Here is a 15,416-nt window from a genome sequence, read left to right as displayed (position 1 = left end):
GTTCTGCATGCCGGTGCTCACCCGTCGACGCACGCTCCATAAGGCCCGCATCCAGCATCTGCCCACCAACGAACACGGGCGCGACCTGATCGTGGGAGACCTCCACGGGCACCTGGAGACCCTGACCCGGGCACTGGATGCGCTGGGGTTCGAGCCGGAACGGGACCGGGTGCTGTCCGTGGGCGATCTGGTGGATCGCGGGCCGGACTCGGCAGGCTGCCTGGCTCTCCTCCGGGAGCCCTGGTTCCACGCCGTCATGGGCAACCACGAGGACCTCCTGCTCGGCAGCGTGCGCGAACTGCGCGCCACCCACGGCAGCGACCCCCGTTTCGCCATGCACCAGAACAACGGCGGCGAGTGGCTGCTCCGGGTCTGGCCGCCCGATACAGCGCTGGCGCAGGCCATCGAACGTACCCGCCTGCTGCCCCACGTGCTGGTGGTCGGCGCCGGGCCGGCCCGCTACCACGTGGTGCATGCCGGCTTCGCCATCGGCACCACCAACAGTGCCATCGACCAGGGCGAGCTGGGCGACCCGGAAGGCCTGATGTGGCGGCGCAGCCTCGGCCAGGCACTGCGGGAGATGGATCCGGCCGACGATCACGGCCCCCGGGACGCGGCGGGGCTCTCCACCACCTACTGCGGGCACACCATCGGATCAGACCGTCACGGACGCCCGCTGCGGGGACACGGGCACGTCAACCTGGAAACCGGCGTTGCCCAGGGCAACAGGCTCAGTATCGCCGTACGTGACCGGGCGGGACGCGAAGTGATTCACCAACAGGCCGTGCAGGGGTGATGCCCCCGGGCACGTGTCAGGAATTCCGACAAGACGCCGTTTCCCCGCTTGCCATCACCAACGCGCAACCGGCCGGCAGCACCGGCTGAACGGGCGCTTGTCAGTATTTCTTACACTCCGGCGGGAGCACTGCGAAAGCAGCCGAAAACAACCTGCAACGCATTGATTAAAAAGTAACAAAAACAGAATCACATTATCGTCGATCTGGCCCGTTTCCTGCTAAGGGATACAGCAGGTGACCGCACGGTGCGGTCACGGTCTCGGAGTACCCGGTCATGAAGAAAAACGGACTTCTGGGTGCGGCGGTGCTGGCAACTGCAGGCGCATTGGCGCCGGTGACGGCATCCGCAAGCTTCATCAGTTGTTCAGGCGCCGACTACGACATCAGCGGCAACGTCACGGGCACCAGTGCCTGCGCGATTCTGGCGCCGCTGAACGGCCATGTGAACGACAGCGGCACCACGGCCCAGGCCATCAATAATGCAGGCTTCTTTGGCACATCCAACTGGTCTTTCGATTCCAAGATCGACTTCCCGTCCAACACGCCCGGCAATGAGGGGCCGCAGCAGCTGGATTTCTCGATCTCCGGGAATCCGCAGTCGGGGAGCTGGTCCATCGTGCCGAACTGGGACTTCGCCGCGCTGGACGTGATGCTGATCTTCAAGAACGGTGGCAACACCAATCTGGTGGGTTATCTGCTGGCTGCCACCTTCGGCACGTACCAGACGCCGTTCGAGAATCCGCCATTCTCCGTCATGAACCCGCGGGACATCTCGCACATCACGGCGTACACCCGTCTGACGAACACACCCCCGAATCCGGTACCGGTGCCGGGTAGTCTGGCACTGCTGGGGCTGGGGCTACTGGGGCTGGTGGGCGTCACTCGCCGCTGGCATTCGGCGGGCTGAGACGCTTGCCGCGGGTGACCCTGACCGGGTCACCCGCGCTCTGCCGGCACGGGCCGGTTTCAGGCGTTCACGGTCTTGCGCAACCGCAGGCCCAGCTCCTTCAGCTGCGCCTCGCCCACTGGCGCCGGCGCCTCGGTGAGCAGGCAGCTCGCCGTCTGCGTCTTCGGGAAGGCCATGACATCGCGGATGGAGCCGGAGTCGGTCATGAGCATCACCAAACGATCCAGCCCGAAGGCGATGCCGCCATGGGGCGGAGCGCCGTACTCCAGGGCATCCAGCAGAAAGCCGAACTTCTCCCGGGCTTCTTCTTCGCCGATGCCCAGCAGGCCCAGCACGGCACGCTGCATGTCGGGGCGGTGAATACGGATGGAGCCGCCACCCACCTCGGTGCCGTTGAGCACCATGTCATAGGCGCGGGACTGCAGCTGCTCGGCGTCGGCACTCTCGAGTTCATCCACGCTCTCGACGGTGGGCGCGGTGAACGGGTGGTGCAGGGCGTAGAGGCGCTTGTCCTGTTCGTCGTACTCGAACATGGGGAAGTCCACCACCCACATGGGCCGCCAGCCCGGCTCCACCAGGCCACGGTCATGGCCGAGCCTGACACGCAGGGCGCCCAGCGCCTCGTTGACCACCTTGGCCTTGTCGGCACCGAAGAAGATGAGGTCGCCGGCCCGGGCGCCGGTGCGCTCCAGGATGGCGGCCACCGCCTCGTCCGGCATGAACTTGACGATGGGCGACTGCAGGCCGTCCTTGCCCTGGGCCGGATCATTGACCTTGATATAGGCGAGCCCCTTGGCACCGTAGCGGCCCACGAAGTCGGTGTAGCCATCGATCTCCTTGCGGGTGAGATCGCCGCCACCCGGCAGGCGCAGGGCGGCGACCCGGCCCTTGGGATCGTTCGCCGGCGCGGAGAATACCTTGAACTCCACGTCGGTGAGCAGGTCGGCCACCTCCACCAGCTCCAGCGGAATGCGCAGGTCCGGCCGGTCGATGCCGAAACGGTGCACGGCCTCGGCGTAGGTCATGCGCGGGAACGGCCGCGGCAGCTCCTGCCCCAGCACGGAGCTGAACAGCCCGGCGATCATGCCCTCCATCATGTCCATGATGGCGTCCTCGTCCATGAACGAGGTCTCGATGTCGAGCTGGGTGAACTCGGGCTGGCGGTCGGCGCGCAGGTCCTCGTCCCGGAAGCAGCGGGTGATCTGGTAGTAGCGGTCCATGCCGGACATCATCAGCAGCTGCTTGAACAGCTGCGGCGACTGGGGCAGCGCATAGAACTCGCCCTGGTGCACGCGGCTCGGCACCAGGTAGTCCCGGGCCCCTTCCGGGGTGGCCCGGGTCAGCATGGGGGTTTCGATATCGAGAAAGCCGTTGTCGTCCAGGTAACGGCGCAGCTCGCTGGTGATCCGGGCGCGGGTGCGCAGCTTCTGCAGCATCTCCGGCCGGCGCAGGTCCACGTAGCGGTGGCGCAGGCGCACGTCCTCCCCCACGTCCTCGTCATCGAGCTGAAACGGCGGCGTTTTCGCGGTGTTCAGCACCTCCAGCGCGTGGCCGAGCACTTCCACCTGCCCACTGTTCAGGCTGCTGTTCTCGGTGCCTTCCGGGCGCCGCCGGACGCGGCCACGGATGTGCAGCACGTACTCGCCGCGAACGCTCTCGGCCGTTGCAAACGACTCGGCGCGGTCCGGGTCGAACACCACCTGGACGAGGCCGTCACGGTCGCGCAGATCGATGAAAATCACGCCGCCGTGGTCGCGGCGCCGGTGCACCCAGCCGCAGAGTTCCACGTCCGTGTCGAGAAGGTCTTCGGTTACCTGGCCGCAATAATGGCTGCGCATGACAATTATGCCCTGGATATTCGTGGTGAGACGCGGGCCCTGAACCCGCCTGAGCAGGGCGGCAATGTTACGGTCTCACCCGGGGCGGCGCAAGCGACTGACCCGCGGTTTCAGGAGTTTGCGGCCGCCTTGGAGTCACTGCTGCTGCTCTTGCTACCTTCGGATCCGCCGGAGGACGAGCCACCGCTGTCGCCACCACCCCCGGAACTGCCACCCGACGCACTGTCACCAGCCACGTTGCGCTGATTGGACGACTTGAAGTCGGTCTCGTACCAGCCACCCCCTTTCAGCCGGAATCCCGCAGCGGAGATCTTCTTGCGCAGACGCGGCTCCCCGCATTCATCACAGTCGGTGAGCGGCGCATCGCTGAACTTCTGGATCGCTTCCTGCTCGTGCCCGCATCCATCGCACAGGTACTCGTAAATCGGCATGGCTTGTGTCCTCCACAATTCGACCGAATCTATATAAGGGCAAGGGCTTCTCAACACAAGTGTTTCGAGAGACAACGGGGATGGGCACGGCCGCAAAGGTGCGCGACAATCACACCCGACCCGCAACAGCCACCGCGGAGCGCCGCCATTCCCCTGTTCATCGGCATCATAGCGCTGGTCTTCCTGTTCGCCCTGATCCAGATCGGTGCGGTCAGCATCGCCTTCGAGAAACTGGGGCTGACCGCCGGCTCGGGGATGCTGCTGCTGATCAGCTGCGTGGCCGGCAGCCTGGTCAACATGCCGCTGTTCCAGATGCGCGCCAGCACTGACGTGCGCCCGGACCGGCCGCCGGTCGCCATGCCGTGGCTCCAGCGCTCGCCGCAACCCTTCAATGGCCGCACGGTGGTGGCCATCAATCTCGGCGGTGCGATCATCCCGGTGGCATTCAGCCTGTATCTGCTGGCCACACAGCCGCTGCCCCTGGCGCCGGTTGTTCTGGCCGTGGCGGGCCAGAGCGCCGTGTGCTACCTGTTCAGCCGCCCGATCCCCGGCATGGGCATCGCCATGCCGGTGCTGGTGGCGCCGATCACCGCCGCGGTGCTGGCGGTGATGCTGGGCGGCGAGCACTCCGCTCCTCTGGCCTACATCGCGGGCACACTGGGCGTGCTGATCGGCGCCGACCTGCTGCGCGTGAACAACATCCGCGAGCTGGGCGTGCCGGTGGCCTCCATCGGCGGCGCCGGCACCTTCGACGGCGTTTTCATCACCGGTATCGTCGCCGTGCTGCTGGCCTAGTGTCCTGCACCCCAAGTTGCGATAGGGTAGCCCTGCCGTGTCACGGTGCGACTCCATCCATCGTCAAGGAAGAAGCCATGCGCCCCAGTCGTTCGGTTCTGATCTCCGGATGCTCCTCCGGAATCGGCTACGCCACTGCCGTGGCACTGCGTCAACGCGGCTGGCGGGTGTTCGCCGGCGCCCGCCGGGATGACGACCTCCGACGCCTCCGGGACGAAGGGCTTGAAGCGGTACAGCTCGATGTGGACGAGCCGGCAAGCATCGCCGCCGCCGTGGAAACCGTACTCGCCAGCACCGGTGGCCACCTGGATGCCCTGTTCAACAACGCCGGATTCGGCCAGCCCGGGGCAGTCGAGGATCTGACTCGCGAAGCCCTGCGGGCGCAGTTCGAGACGAATCTCTTCGGTGCTCAGGAACTCACCAACCAGGTGCTGCCGGTAATGCGGCGCCAGGGCCACGGGCGCATCGTCTACAACAGTTCGGTGCTGGGCTTCGCCGCGCTGCCGTACCGGGGCGCCTACGTCGCCTCGAAGTTCGCCATGGAGGGGCTGGTGGATACCCTGCGCATGGAACTCCGCGGCACCGGCATCGCCGTGGCGCTGGTGGAGCCGGGCCCGATCGTGAGCCGGTTCCGTGCCAACGCCCATGCGCGCTATCTCGCGAACATCGACGCCGGGAGCAGTGCCCACGCCCGGGCCTATCGCGCCATGGAGCACCGGCTCACGGCGCCCGACCGGGTGGGCGGCTTTACCCTGGATGCCGATGCGGTGGCGCGGAAGGTTCAACACGCTCTGGAGAGCCGTCGCCCCCGGCCGCGCTACTATGTCACGGTGCCCACCTGGCTGTTCGGAATCCTGCGCCGCGGATTGTCCACAGGGCTCATGGACAGGGTGCTGCTCGCTGCCACCCGCGGCGAGCGGCAGCCGCCCGACGACGCCGACGACCCGACGCGATGACCAGGCCGTGCACACGCTCCGTGACCGCCATCCTGCTGGCGTGGCCGCTCATGGCCAGCGGCGACCTGCCCGAGAGGGGCACGCTGACCCTGGAGTACGAGAACGATCTGTTCGCCGGCGAAGACCGCTACTACACCAGCGGCGTGCGGGCCACCTGGCTGTCGCCGGACGACCGCGTCCCGGGCTGGGTGCGCGCCGGGGCGGAGCTGATGCCGTTCTTCTCGCCGCGCGGGGAGCTCAAGCTCAGCTACTCGGCGGGCCAGAACATGTATACCCCGGAAGACATCGAGGACCCCGATCCCCCGTCCGGCGACCGGCCTTACGCCGGCTGGCTGTACTTCGGGGTCGGCCTGGCCAGCGAAACCCCGCGGCGGGTGGACCGCCTGCATCTCAACGTGGGCGTGGTCGGACCGGCGTCGCTGGCGGACAAGACGCAGAAGGAGATCCACCGGTTCACCGGCTCGCCGCAGCCGCAGGGCTGGGACACCCAGCTCGAGAACGAGCCGACGGTGATGCTCAGCTACGAACGCCAGTGGCGCCCCTGGGTCGGTTTCGGCGCCGACGGCTGGCAGGCGGATGTCACGCCCCATGTGGGCGGTGCGGCGGGCAACGTGTTCACCCAGATCAATGCCGGCGCGACCTTGCGCGTGGGCCGCAACCTGCCGCTGGACTGGGGGCCACCGCGCATTCAGCCGAGCCTGCCCGGGTCGAACGTGTTCCGGCCGCAGGCGGATGTGGGCTGGTACCTGTTTGCCGGGGTCGACGGCCGGGCCGTCGCCCGTGACATCTTCCTGGACGGCAATACATTCGGCGACTCCCGCAGCGCCGACAAGCGGCCGTTCGTGGGCGAGGTCCAGGTGGGCGGCGCCATGAACATCTCACGGCGCTGGCGCATCACCTACACGCACGTGTTTCCCACGCGGGAGTTCCGGGGCCAGGAGGGCACACAGGACTTCGGCGCTATCGCCGTGTCCGGCCATTTCTAGCAGAATGAGCGAAGCCGGCGCCGCCGTTCCCGGACGAATGCGTCACCAGACGATCACGGAGGGGCAGTTGACCGATCTCACCCTGAGCGACGACGAGCTGGGGCTGTTCACCGACCTGTACGAACTCACCATGCTCCAGGCCTACTGGGCCGAAGGCATGCACGGGTCGGCCGTGTTCAGCCTGTTCTTCCGCCACCCGCCCGTCCATCGCAACTTCATGCTCGCCTGCGGCCAGGAGCACGCGGCCCGGCTGGCCACGGGGCTGCGCTTCCCGCGCGCCCAGCTTGACCGGCTGGAGACCATCGGTCTGTTCCGCGAACCGTTTCTGCGCTGGCTGGAAGCATTCCGCTTCAGCGGCGAGATTCTCGCCATGCCGGAAGGCACCCCGGTGTTTCCACACGAACCGATACTGGAGGTGCACGCGCCGGTGGCCGAGGCCCAGGTGCTGGAAACACTGCTCATGAACCTGATCACCACAGAGACCGTGCTCGCCTCCAAGGCGGCGCGGATCACGCTGGCGGCCGACGGTCGCCCGGTGATGGACTTCGGCATGCGCCGCATGCACGGTACCGACGCCGCGCTGCGCGGGGTGCGCGCCTACAGCGTCGGCGGCATCCACGCCACCAGCAACGTGCTCGCCAGCCTGCGTTACGGTCTCCCCGCCAGTGGCACCATGGCGCATTCATTCATCCAGGCGCACCACGACGAGCTGGAGGCATTCCGCACCTATGGCCAGCTGTACCCCGGCACGACGCTGCTGGTGGATACCTACGACAGCATGGCGGCGGTCGGCAAGGTTATCCGCCTGGTCCGCGAGGAGGGGCTGCAGATCGGCGCGATCCGGCTCGACTCCGGCAACCTTGCGGAGCTCGCACACCAGGCCCGCGCCCACCTCGACGCGGCCGGGCTGGAGCACGTCCAGATCGTCGCCAGCGGCGGTCTCGACGAATGGGCCATCCGTGACCTGCTGACCGGCGGCGCGCCCATCGACCGGTTCGGCGTCGGCACGGAAATGGGCGCATCGGTGGATGCCCCCTCCCTGGATCTGGCCTACAAGCTGACCGAGTACGATGGGGAGCCCCGCCTGAAGAACGCGCCGGGCAAACAGCTCCACCCCGGGCCGAAACAGGTCTGGCGATTCAGTGATGCCGGCGGGCGCTACAGTCATGACGAGATCACCCGCCGCGACGAGCACCGCGATGGCGTCCCGCTGCTCACACCGATCGTACAGGCGGGCACCCCCCTGGGCGAGGCGCCCCAGGTGACCGCCGGGCGGGATCGGGCCTGGGCGGCAATCGCCCGCTTCCCGGACGCCATGCGCGAACTGGAGGCGCCGGCGGCACCCTACCCGGTACACTTCAGCGACGCCCTGGAACGGCTGCGCCGGGAGACGGTGGCCGGGCTCGGTTACTGATCACCCAGCAGGGGCGGCATGTCACGGGTCACCGCCATGCGCTCCCTGATGCGGCTGCCGGTGAGGTAGAACCCGCGCAAGACTCCGTCGGCATCCCGGAACTCCCCGCGCAGGTCCCGCCCGTCACCGTCGCCCTGCCACGCCCCGGCGACGCCCTCCGGTGGCGGCCACGCAACCACCTGGCAGCAGCTCGTCTTCACCATCACCGGCATCACGGGGTAGGTCACCGCGGTGGTATCACCGGCGAGCGTGGCACCAACGGCCCTGGCCGCGTTGTTGAGCGGTGCCACGTATGGCAGCACATACCCGTCCACCTCGGCACAGTCTCCCAGCGCATGGATCGCGGGGTCGGACGTGGCCAGATGGCGATCCACGCTGATGCCCTGCGCCACGCGCAGACCGGCCTCCTCCGCCAGGGCCGTACGCGGCCTCAGACCGATAGCCGCCAGCACCACGTCCGCGCCGAGCTCGCGACCATCGGAAAGCCGCGCCACGACACCATCGCCGGCGCCGTTGACCGCATCCAGGGTGACACCGGTGTGAACCCGCACACCCAGCCCTTCCAGGGCCGTCTGCAGTGCGCGCGCCGGGCGCTCCGGCAGCAGCCGGGGCAACGGTGCGTCCTCGGGGAACACCAGGTCCACACTGTAACCGGCCTCGGCCAGATCGTTGGCGAACTCGCAGCCGATCAGCCCGCCGCCCATGATCAGCACCCGGCTGGCATCGGCCACGGCGTCCCGGAACACCTCGTACTGGTCGAGGTCATTGACCTGCAGGACCCGTCCGGCAGCGTCGCCATCGAGGCGCGGGGCGATCGGGTCGGCGCCGGTGGCAAGCACCAGGCGGTGGTAGCCAATGGAATCACCGCTGGCCAGCTGCACGCACTGACCGCGTCGATCGATGGCCACCACCCGGGAGTCCGTGATCACCCGCGCATCCAGCTCCGCCGCCATGTCCTGCGGGCCTGCCTGCACCAGGTCGGCGGGCGTCTGCTGTTTGCGCAGGCCGGTGGAAAGCATCGGCTTGGAGTAGGACCGGCCGGAATCAGCCGTCACCAGCGTCAGCGGGGTGTCGGAATCCTGCTTCCGGAACGCCTTCGCGGTGTTGTAGCCGGCCAGGCCGGTGCCGACGATCACGATACTCACGAGCCCCTCTCCCCGGGGGGCTGGGCCACGTGGTAGTCACCGCCCAGGTAGACCAGGGGCTCGCCACCGGTGTTGTCGAAGCGCGCGACCTGACCGAGCAGGATGACGTGGTCCCCGCCGGGGTGCCGGCTGTAATGCCGACAGTGCAGATGGGCAACGCTGCCGCGCAGCAGGGGCACCCCGCCTTCCCCCTCGAACCAGTCGATACCGGCGAACTTCTCCTCCAGGGGCGAGGCGAAGCGGTTGGAAACCCACTGCTGATCGGCGGCAAGCACGCTGATACCGAAGTGCGCGGCATCCCGGAACACCGGCAGATTCGGGGATTCGTTGGCCAGGCACCAGAGAATCAGCGGCGGCTCAAGTGAAACGGATGTAAAGGAATTCACGGTCAGCCCCACGGGCGTACCGTCGCCACGCCGCGCCGTTACGACGGCGACACCGGTTGGATAACGGCCCAGGGTCCGTTTGAGTGCCCGCTGATCAGCGTTTTCCTGCATGACGTCGCTGCTCCGGGCGATTGCTTCCGCAGCCATAAGATGTGCCTCGGGAAACCCCGCCGCCGCGCCGAAAGGGGTGCGGCGACAGAATTTATACATGAGTGATACATCAAATGGTATCGGGACAGCGTCGGCGGAGCAAACGGACCGGGCCGGCACCCCGGCCCGGGACCACTGCGACGTCAGAACGCGTAGTTCACCTGCACCGCGGTGCTGTGCAGATGTCCGTCGTATTCACCTTCGATGCGGTGCTGGGAGCCTGCGGGATTCTCGCGGTTGTTGATCTCCGCCTCTTCCATGTGGGTGTAGGTGTAGGCCAGATCGATACCGAGGTTGGTGGTTGGCTGCCAGCTCATGCCCACGGCACCGATGATGCGGTCACTGTCCGGGCCGCGGGGCGTGCGCCGTTCCGCGTCCGGCACCGGGCTCTCGTCGTAGGCCACGCCGGCACGAAAGGTCCACGTCTCCGTGGGCGTGAAGATGACACCGAGCCCGTAGCGCCAGGTGTCTTCCCAGGCGAACGGCTGCACCAGGTCACGGCGGCGGACGTCGTCGCCACTGCCGGTGTAGTCCTCGCCGCCGCGGTCACTCTCGTCCTCGTACGTGAAGCGCAGCTCCTCGACATTGCTCCAGCGCGTAAAGGTTGCACCACCGGTGACGGCCCAGCGCTCGGTGAGTTCGTGGTAGAAGCTCAGGGTGGCGATCTCGGGCATGTCCACGATCAGCTGGATATCGCCGCCGGCCGCACCCAGGGGGCCCACGGCGCGGGCGGCACCCTCGGGGGCGGCATCGGGCTGACAGCGCCCGATTGTCGGGTCGTTCCAGATATCCCAGTCGCAGAAACGGGCGAGACCATCTTCCAGCGAGATATCGGCGATCTCGTCCTCCAGGTCCTGCTGGTAATCCGGATCCAGCGTCTCGGGGCGATCCGCCTCGCCCTCGGCCACCTGGCGGGTACGGCTGTGGTAACTCAACCCGATCCGGGTGCCGTCGGCGGGCTCCCAGAGCAGGCCGAAGTTGAAGCCATAGGCGATGCCGTCCACCTGCATGTCGTTGCTCACGTCATACCGGTGCGCCAGGGCGTCCACCACGGCTTCGTTGCCGCCCTCCGGTTCCGCGAGGTTCTCGTCCTCGAGCTGTTCGATGACCTGCTCGGCCACCAGATAACCGACATCAATGTCGTTCCGGAAGGTGCCCTCGAAGTACTGCACGATGGCGCCGAAGCCCACGGACAGCGTGTCGGTGGCGCGCCACGAGAAGGCGGGGTTCAGGTTGACGGCCATGATGTCCGTCTCGGTGGCGTTGTAGCGACCAGCCCAGTCGTCGGGGTAATCGGTGTTGGAGCCGAACGGGGCGTACACCCCGAGCCCCCAGGCGGCGTCGTCACTGATCCGCTGGCTGTAGTAGAAGTGCGGGACGATGGACTCGCCATCAATGGTACCGCTGCCGTCGCCGGGAACCTGACCGCCGACATCCTCGATGAGCTCGCGGTGCACTTCGGTGTCGTAGTCGAATTCGGACTGGATGAGCGTCAGGCCGGCAGAGACATTCTGCCCCTCCAGCCGCACCAGGCCGGCGGGGTTGTTGGCCACGGCCGAGGCATCCTCCAGCAACGCGGCCGATCCGCCGAACGCGACGCCCATCTCCTTGATTCCCTTCTGCGGGACTTCGAACCCCGCCGCCCAGGCCCCGGACGTACCTGCGCCCAGCAACACCAGACCCATACCGGCACGACCGAGCCGGACACGAGCGCACGTGTCTCGATTCATGAGACGTTCTCCTCCATATGTCGTTATTCAGGGCCGGCGTATCGCCAGCCTGCCGGCTCTCTGGCCGGAGTCTTTCGTTATGTGACGGGATTCACACTAATGAAGAACACGACGAGGTGCTTGAACAAAACGGAACAAACCAGAACGATTGTCCAATACGATCGCACCGGCAGTCGGCGTCCTGGCAGCAGGGACGGAATGGGCTTTCGGGGAGGCCGGGAATCAGTCGGCGGCGCCGTAACCACCCCCACCGGGCGTACGGATCACGAACACGTCGCCGGCGTCCATGTCGGCACTGTCGGTGCCGCTGAGGCGTTCACGTTCACCGGTGTGACGCTCGACGAACTGCTCGCCCACCCCGGCGTCGCCACCGCCGCGGATCCCCGCCGGCGCCACCAGGCGACTGTTGGCCAGCACCGCGACGGTCATGGGCTCCAGGAAGCGCAGCCGACGCTCCACCCCCTCGCCGCCCCGCCACTGTCCGGCACCCGCCGAGCCAGTGCGTACGGAGAAGCCGTCCAGGCGCACGGGGAAACGGGTCTCCAGCACCTCCGGGTCGGTGAGGCGGCTGTTGGTCATGTGCACGTGCACCGCGCTGGCGCCGTGATGGCCGTCACCGGCCCCGGCGCCGCCGCAGAGGGTCTCGTAGTGCTGGTGCTCGGCGTTGCCGAAGGTGACGTTGTTCATGGTGCCCTGGCTATTGGCGAGCACCCCCAGGGCGGCGTAGAGGGCGTCGGTGACCACCTGGCTCACTTCCACATTGCCCGCCACCACGGCGGCCGGATGCCTGGGGTTGAGCATGGAGCCCTCCGGCACCACCAGCTCGACGGGTTCCAGGCAGCCGTCATTGAGCGGGATTGCGTCCTGCACCAGGGTCCGCAGCACGTACAGCACCGCCGCCCGGGTCACGGCCTTCGGCGCGTTGAAGTTGCTGTCCTGCTGCGGACTGGAGCCGGTGAAATCCACCGTGGCGCGGCGCTGTTCCCGGTCCACGCGGATGGCGACACGCACGGTGGCGCCGTTGTCCATGGGTTTCTCCCACTCGCCATCGGCGAGCACATCGAGCACGCGGCGGACCTGCTCGGCGGCATTGTCCTGCACGTGCCCCATGTACGCCTGGACCACCTCCAGCCCGTACTGCGCCACCATGCGCCGCAGTTCGCCGACGCCACGGTTGTTGGCCGCGATCTGGGCGCGCAGATCGCTGAGGTTCTGGTCCACGTTGCGCGACGGCCAGGGACCACTACTGAAGAGCGCCTGTAGCGCCGACTCCCGGAACGTGCCTCCGGACACCACCTGGACATTGCTGATCAGCACGCCCTCTTCATCGATGTGGCGGCTGTGCGGCGGCATGGACCCCGGCGTCAGGCCGCCCACGTCCGCATGATGGGCCCGGCTCGCCACGTAGAAGATGATCGTCTCGCCGGCCTCATCGAACACCGGGGTGATGACCGTGATGTCCGGGAGGTGGGTGCCGCCCTGGTACGGGTCGTTGAGCATGTAGACATCGCCGGCCTGCATGGAGCCCGCCCGGGCGGCGATGATGGCGCGCACGCTCTCGCCCATGGAGCCGAGGTGCACGGGCACGTGGGGCGCATTGGCCACCAGCCCGCCGCCGGCGTCGAACAGGGCACAGGAGAAATCGAGCCGCTCCTTGATATTGGCGGACTGGGCGGTGTTCTCCAGGGTCACCCCCATCTGCTCGGCCACGTTCATGAACAGATTGTTGAACACCTCCAGCATGACCGGATCCACGTCGGTGCCTACGGCGGCCCCTCCAACGGCGCGGCCGCGCTCCAGCAGCAGATGACCGTGGTCGTTCACACCCAGCGTCCAGCCCGGCTCCACCACCACGGTGGACACCGGGTCGCGGATGATCGCCGGCCCCGGAACGGCATCCCCCGGGGCCAGGGCCTCGCGGTCGTGCACCGGGACGGTCTCGGTACGCCCCTCCACCCACATGGCAACGTGATCCAGCGGCTGCGGTGGTAACCCCCCGGCGCGCGGGGGCAGCACCGGCTCCTCGCCGTGTGCGCCGCTGGCACCGATCACCTCCACCACGGCGGCCGCCACCATGACGGCCTTCTCGGGCATGGTGAAACCGAACTGGGCCAGGTGGGCCTCCTCGAACGCCTGACGGACGTCGTCCGCATTCCCGTGGTCCACCAGCAGTGCGGTATCGGTGCCGGCGTACCGGAGCTGCAGCTTGTACACCGCCGTGAGCGCATCCGCCGGGGCGCCCTGGGCGACGAGCTCGTCCCGCCCCTCGCTGTCGGCGGCGCGCAGCCGCGGCCCCAGCGCTTCAAGGGTGTCGGCGCCCAGCGGCGCATCCACGGACAGCTCCCGCATGGTGGTGAGGTCGGCCAGGCCCATGCCGTAGGCGGACAACACCCCGGCAAAGGGGTGGACCACCACCCGCGACATGCCCAGTGCCTCGGCCACCCGGCAGGCGTGCTGGCCGCCGGCGCCGCCGAAGCAGTTGAGGGTATACCCGGTCACGTCGTGGCCGCGCTGCACGGAGATCTGCTTGATGGCGTTGGCCATGTTCTCCACGGCAATGCGCAGATACCCCTCCGCCACCTCCTCGGCGCTGCGGCTGTCGCCCGTCTCCAGCCGGATCCGGTCCGTCAGCCCCCGGAAGGCATCGCGCACGGCGTCCACGTCCAGCGGTTCATCACCGCCGGGGCCGAACACCCTGGGGAAGAAGGCGGGCTGGAGACGGCCGAGCATGACGTTGCAATCGGTGACGGTGAGCGGCCCGCCACGGCGGTAGCACGCCGGCCCCGGGTCGGCACCGGCGGACGCCGGCCCGACGCGAAAGCGGCTGCCGTCAAACCCGAGGCACGAGCCGCCACCCGCGGCCACCGTGTGGATGCGCATCATGGGCACGCGCATGCGGACACCGCCGATCACGGTCTCGAAGCTGCGCTCGAACTCGCCGTTGTAGTGGGCCACGTCCGTGGACGTCCCGCCCATGTCGAAGCCGATCACCTGCTCGCAACCCGCCATGTGGGCCGTGCGCACGCAGCCGACGATGCCACCGGCGGGGCCGGAGAGGATGGCGTCCTTACCCTCGAACCAGCGCGCGTCCGTGAGGCCGCCGTCGCTCTTCATGAACAGCAGCCGGGTGTCGCCCAGCTCCGAGGCCACCTGACTGGCGTACCGCCGCAAAATGGGTGAGAGATAGGCGTCCACCACAGTGGTGTCACCCCGCCCGACCAGTTTCATGAGCGGGCTGACCCTGTGGGAGACGCTCACCTGCCCGAAACCCACCTCCCGGGCGATGGCAGCCACCCGCTCCTCGTGTTCGCTGAAGCGGTAGCCGTGCATGAACACGATGGCGCAGGCGGTGCAGCCGGCATCCAGGGCCTGCTGCAGATCCGCCCGCACCCGGCCCTCGTCCGGGCTTGCCAGCACGGTGCCATCGGCACCGACGCGCTCGTCCACCTCCACGATCCGGCTGTAGAGCTGCTCCGGCAGCTCGATATGCAGGGCAAGGATGTCGGGGCGCGTCTGGTAGCCGATGCGCAGGGCATCGGCGAACCCACGGGTGGTCACCAGCACGGTGGGCTCGCCCTTGCGCTCCAGCAGCGCGTTGGTGGCGACCGTCGTCCCCATCTTGACCGCGTCGAGCTGGGCCGCCGGGATGGGGTCATCGGTGCCCAGGCCGAGCAGCTCCCGGATCCCCTGGAGGGCAGCGTCCTTGTACCGGCCGGGATTCTCCGAGAGCACCTTGTGGGTCACCATGCTGCCGTCCGGTTTCCGGGCGATCACGTCGGTGAAGGTGCCGCCGCGGTCCACCCAGAACTGCCAGCGATCACTGGTCGCCTCGGTGCTCATGAACATCCTCCCGCCCAAAGTGGTTTCAGCAATGGTGCCGG

The 15,416-nt window shown here is 67.9% G+C and carries 12 protein-coding genes; 6 read left to right on the top strand and 6 right to left on the bottom strand.

Features of this window, described 5'->3' with window-relative positions:
* Nucleotides 1–7 precede the first annotated feature (7 nt).
* Entirely contained in the window at nucleotides 8–796 is a 789-nt protein-coding gene (locus BMZ02_RS12625) for a metallophosphoesterase (protein WP_091644433.1), read from the top strand.
* A 275-nt stretch (nucleotides 797–1,071) separates the two neighbouring features.
* Nucleotides 1,072–1,704, top strand: a complete 633-nt coding sequence (locus BMZ02_RS12620; protein WP_091644431.1) for a PEP-CTERM sorting domain-containing protein — start codon at nucleotides 1,072–1,074, stop codon at nucleotides 1,702–1,704.
* A gap of 59 nt (nucleotides 1,705–1,763) precedes the next feature.
* Here the strand turns inward: BMZ02_RS12620 and aspS are convergent, their stop codons facing one another.
* Nucleotides 1,764–3,542, bottom strand: coding sequence for an aspartate--tRNA ligase (gene aspS / locus BMZ02_RS12615; RefSeq protein ID WP_091644428.1), 1,779 nt, complete (start codon nucleotides 3,540–3,542; stop codon nucleotides 1,764–1,766).
* Nucleotides 3,543–3,652: 110 nt separating this feature from the next.
* A complete protein-coding gene (locus BMZ02_RS12610; RefSeq protein WP_091644426.1) occupies nucleotides 3,653–3,973 on the bottom strand; it encodes an FmdB family zinc ribbon protein in 321 nt (106 codons plus the stop codon).
* A 255-nt stretch (nucleotides 3,974–4,228) separates the two neighbouring features.
* Here BMZ02_RS12610 and BMZ02_RS12605 point away from each other — a divergent pair, with 255 nt between their 5' ends.
* From BMZ02_RS12605 to BMZ02_RS12590, 4 genes are all read left to right on the top strand, one after another.
* Nucleotides 4,229–4,768, top strand: a complete 540-nt coding sequence (locus BMZ02_RS12605; RefSeq protein ID WP_091644423.1) for a DUF1614 domain-containing protein — start codon at nucleotides 4,229–4,231, stop codon at nucleotides 4,766–4,768.
* 77 nt (nucleotides 4,769–4,845) lie between these two features.
* Nucleotides 4,846–5,724, top strand: coding sequence for an SDR family NAD(P)-dependent oxidoreductase (locus tag BMZ02_RS12600; protein ID WP_091644420.1), 879 nt, complete (start codon nucleotides 4,846–4,848; stop codon nucleotides 5,722–5,724).
* Entirely contained in the window at nucleotides 5,721–6,710 is a 990-nt protein-coding gene (locus BMZ02_RS12595; protein ID WP_091644417.1) for a lipid A deacylase LpxR family protein, read from the top strand. The genes BMZ02_RS12600 and BMZ02_RS12595 overlap by 4 nt, the downstream gene beginning before the upstream one ends.
* 67 nt (nucleotides 6,711–6,777) lie before the next feature.
* On the top strand, nucleotides 6,778–8,124 hold the full coding sequence (locus BMZ02_RS12590; RefSeq protein ID WP_245754035.1) for a nicotinate phosphoribosyltransferase: 1,347 nt from the start codon (nucleotides 6,778–6,780) through the stop codon (nucleotides 8,122–8,124).
* Here the strand turns inward: BMZ02_RS12590 and BMZ02_RS12585 are convergent.
* From BMZ02_RS12585 to BMZ02_RS12570, 4 genes are all read right to left on the bottom strand, one after another.
* The gene (locus BMZ02_RS12585) at nucleotides 8,118–9,269 is read right to left on the bottom strand and encodes an NAD(P)/FAD-dependent oxidoreductase (protein WP_091644410.1); all 1,152 of its coding nucleotides are present in this window, start codon (nucleotides 9,267–9,269) and stop codon (nucleotides 8,118–8,120) included. The genes BMZ02_RS12590 and BMZ02_RS12585 overlap by 7 nt on opposite strands.
* A complete protein-coding gene (locus BMZ02_RS12580; RefSeq protein WP_245754034.1) occupies nucleotides 9,266–9,802 on the bottom strand; it encodes a flavin reductase family protein in 537 nt (178 codons plus the stop codon). The genes BMZ02_RS12585 and BMZ02_RS12580 overlap by 4 nt, the downstream gene beginning before the upstream one ends.
* 146 nt (nucleotides 9,803–9,948) lie before the next feature.
* Complete coding sequence (locus BMZ02_RS12575; RefSeq protein ID WP_091644405.1) at nucleotides 9,949–11,535, bottom strand: OmpP1/FadL family transporter; 1,587 nt, start codon at nucleotides 11,533–11,535, stop codon at nucleotides 9,949–9,951.
* Nucleotides 11,536–11,757: 222 nt separating this feature from the next.
* Nucleotides 11,758–15,375, bottom strand: coding sequence for a hydantoinase B/oxoprolinase family protein (locus tag BMZ02_RS12570; protein ID WP_091644402.1), 3,618 nt, complete (start codon nucleotides 15,373–15,375; stop codon nucleotides 11,758–11,760).
* Nucleotides 15,376–15,416 lie beyond the last annotated feature (41 nt).

Source organism: Aquisalimonas asiatica (assembly GCF_900110585.1).
In the GTDB taxonomy this organism is placed as follows: Bacteria; Pseudomonadota; Gammaproteobacteria; order Nitrococcales; family Aquisalimonadaceae; genus Aquisalimonas; species Aquisalimonas asiatica.
This window is presented reverse-complemented; position numbering and strand designations above follow the sequence as displayed.

Coding starts and splice junctions, on each gene's coding strand:
- BMZ02_RS12570 (WP_091644402.1), bottom strand. CDS start 15,375: ATGAGCACCGAGGCGACCAGTGATCGCTGGCAGTTCTGGGTGGACCGC.
- BMZ02_RS12620 (WP_091644431.1), top strand. CDS start 1,072: ATGAAGAAAAACGGACTTCTGGGTGCGGCGGTGCTGGCAACTGCAGGC.
- BMZ02_RS12580 (WP_245754034.1), bottom strand. CDS start 9,802: ATGGCTGCGGAAGCAATCGCCCGGAGCAGCGACGTCATGCAGGAAAAC.
- BMZ02_RS12575 (WP_091644405.1), bottom strand. CDS start 11,535: ATGAATCGAGACACGTGCGCTCGTGTCCGGCTCGGTCGTGCCGGTATG.
- BMZ02_RS12605 (WP_091644423.1), top strand. CDS start 4,229: ATGCTGCTGCTGATCAGCTGCGTGGCCGGCAGCCTGGTCAACATGCCG.
- BMZ02_RS12600 (WP_091644420.1), top strand. CDS start 4,846: ATGCGCCCCAGTCGTTCGGTTCTGATCTCCGGATGCTCCTCCGGAATC.
- aspS (WP_091644428.1), bottom strand. CDS start 3,542: ATGCGCAGCCATTATTGCGGCCAGGTAACCGAAGACCTTCTCGACACG.
- BMZ02_RS12595 (WP_091644417.1), top strand. CDS start 5,721: ATGACCAGGCCGTGCACACGCTCCGTGACCGCCATCCTGCTGGCGTGG.
- BMZ02_RS12610 (WP_091644426.1), bottom strand. CDS start 3,973: ATGCCGATTTACGAGTACCTGTGCGATGGATGCGGGCACGAGCAGGAA.
- BMZ02_RS12625 (WP_091644433.1), top strand. CDS start 8: ATGCCGGTGCTCACCCGTCGACGCACGCTCCATAAGGCCCGCATCCAG.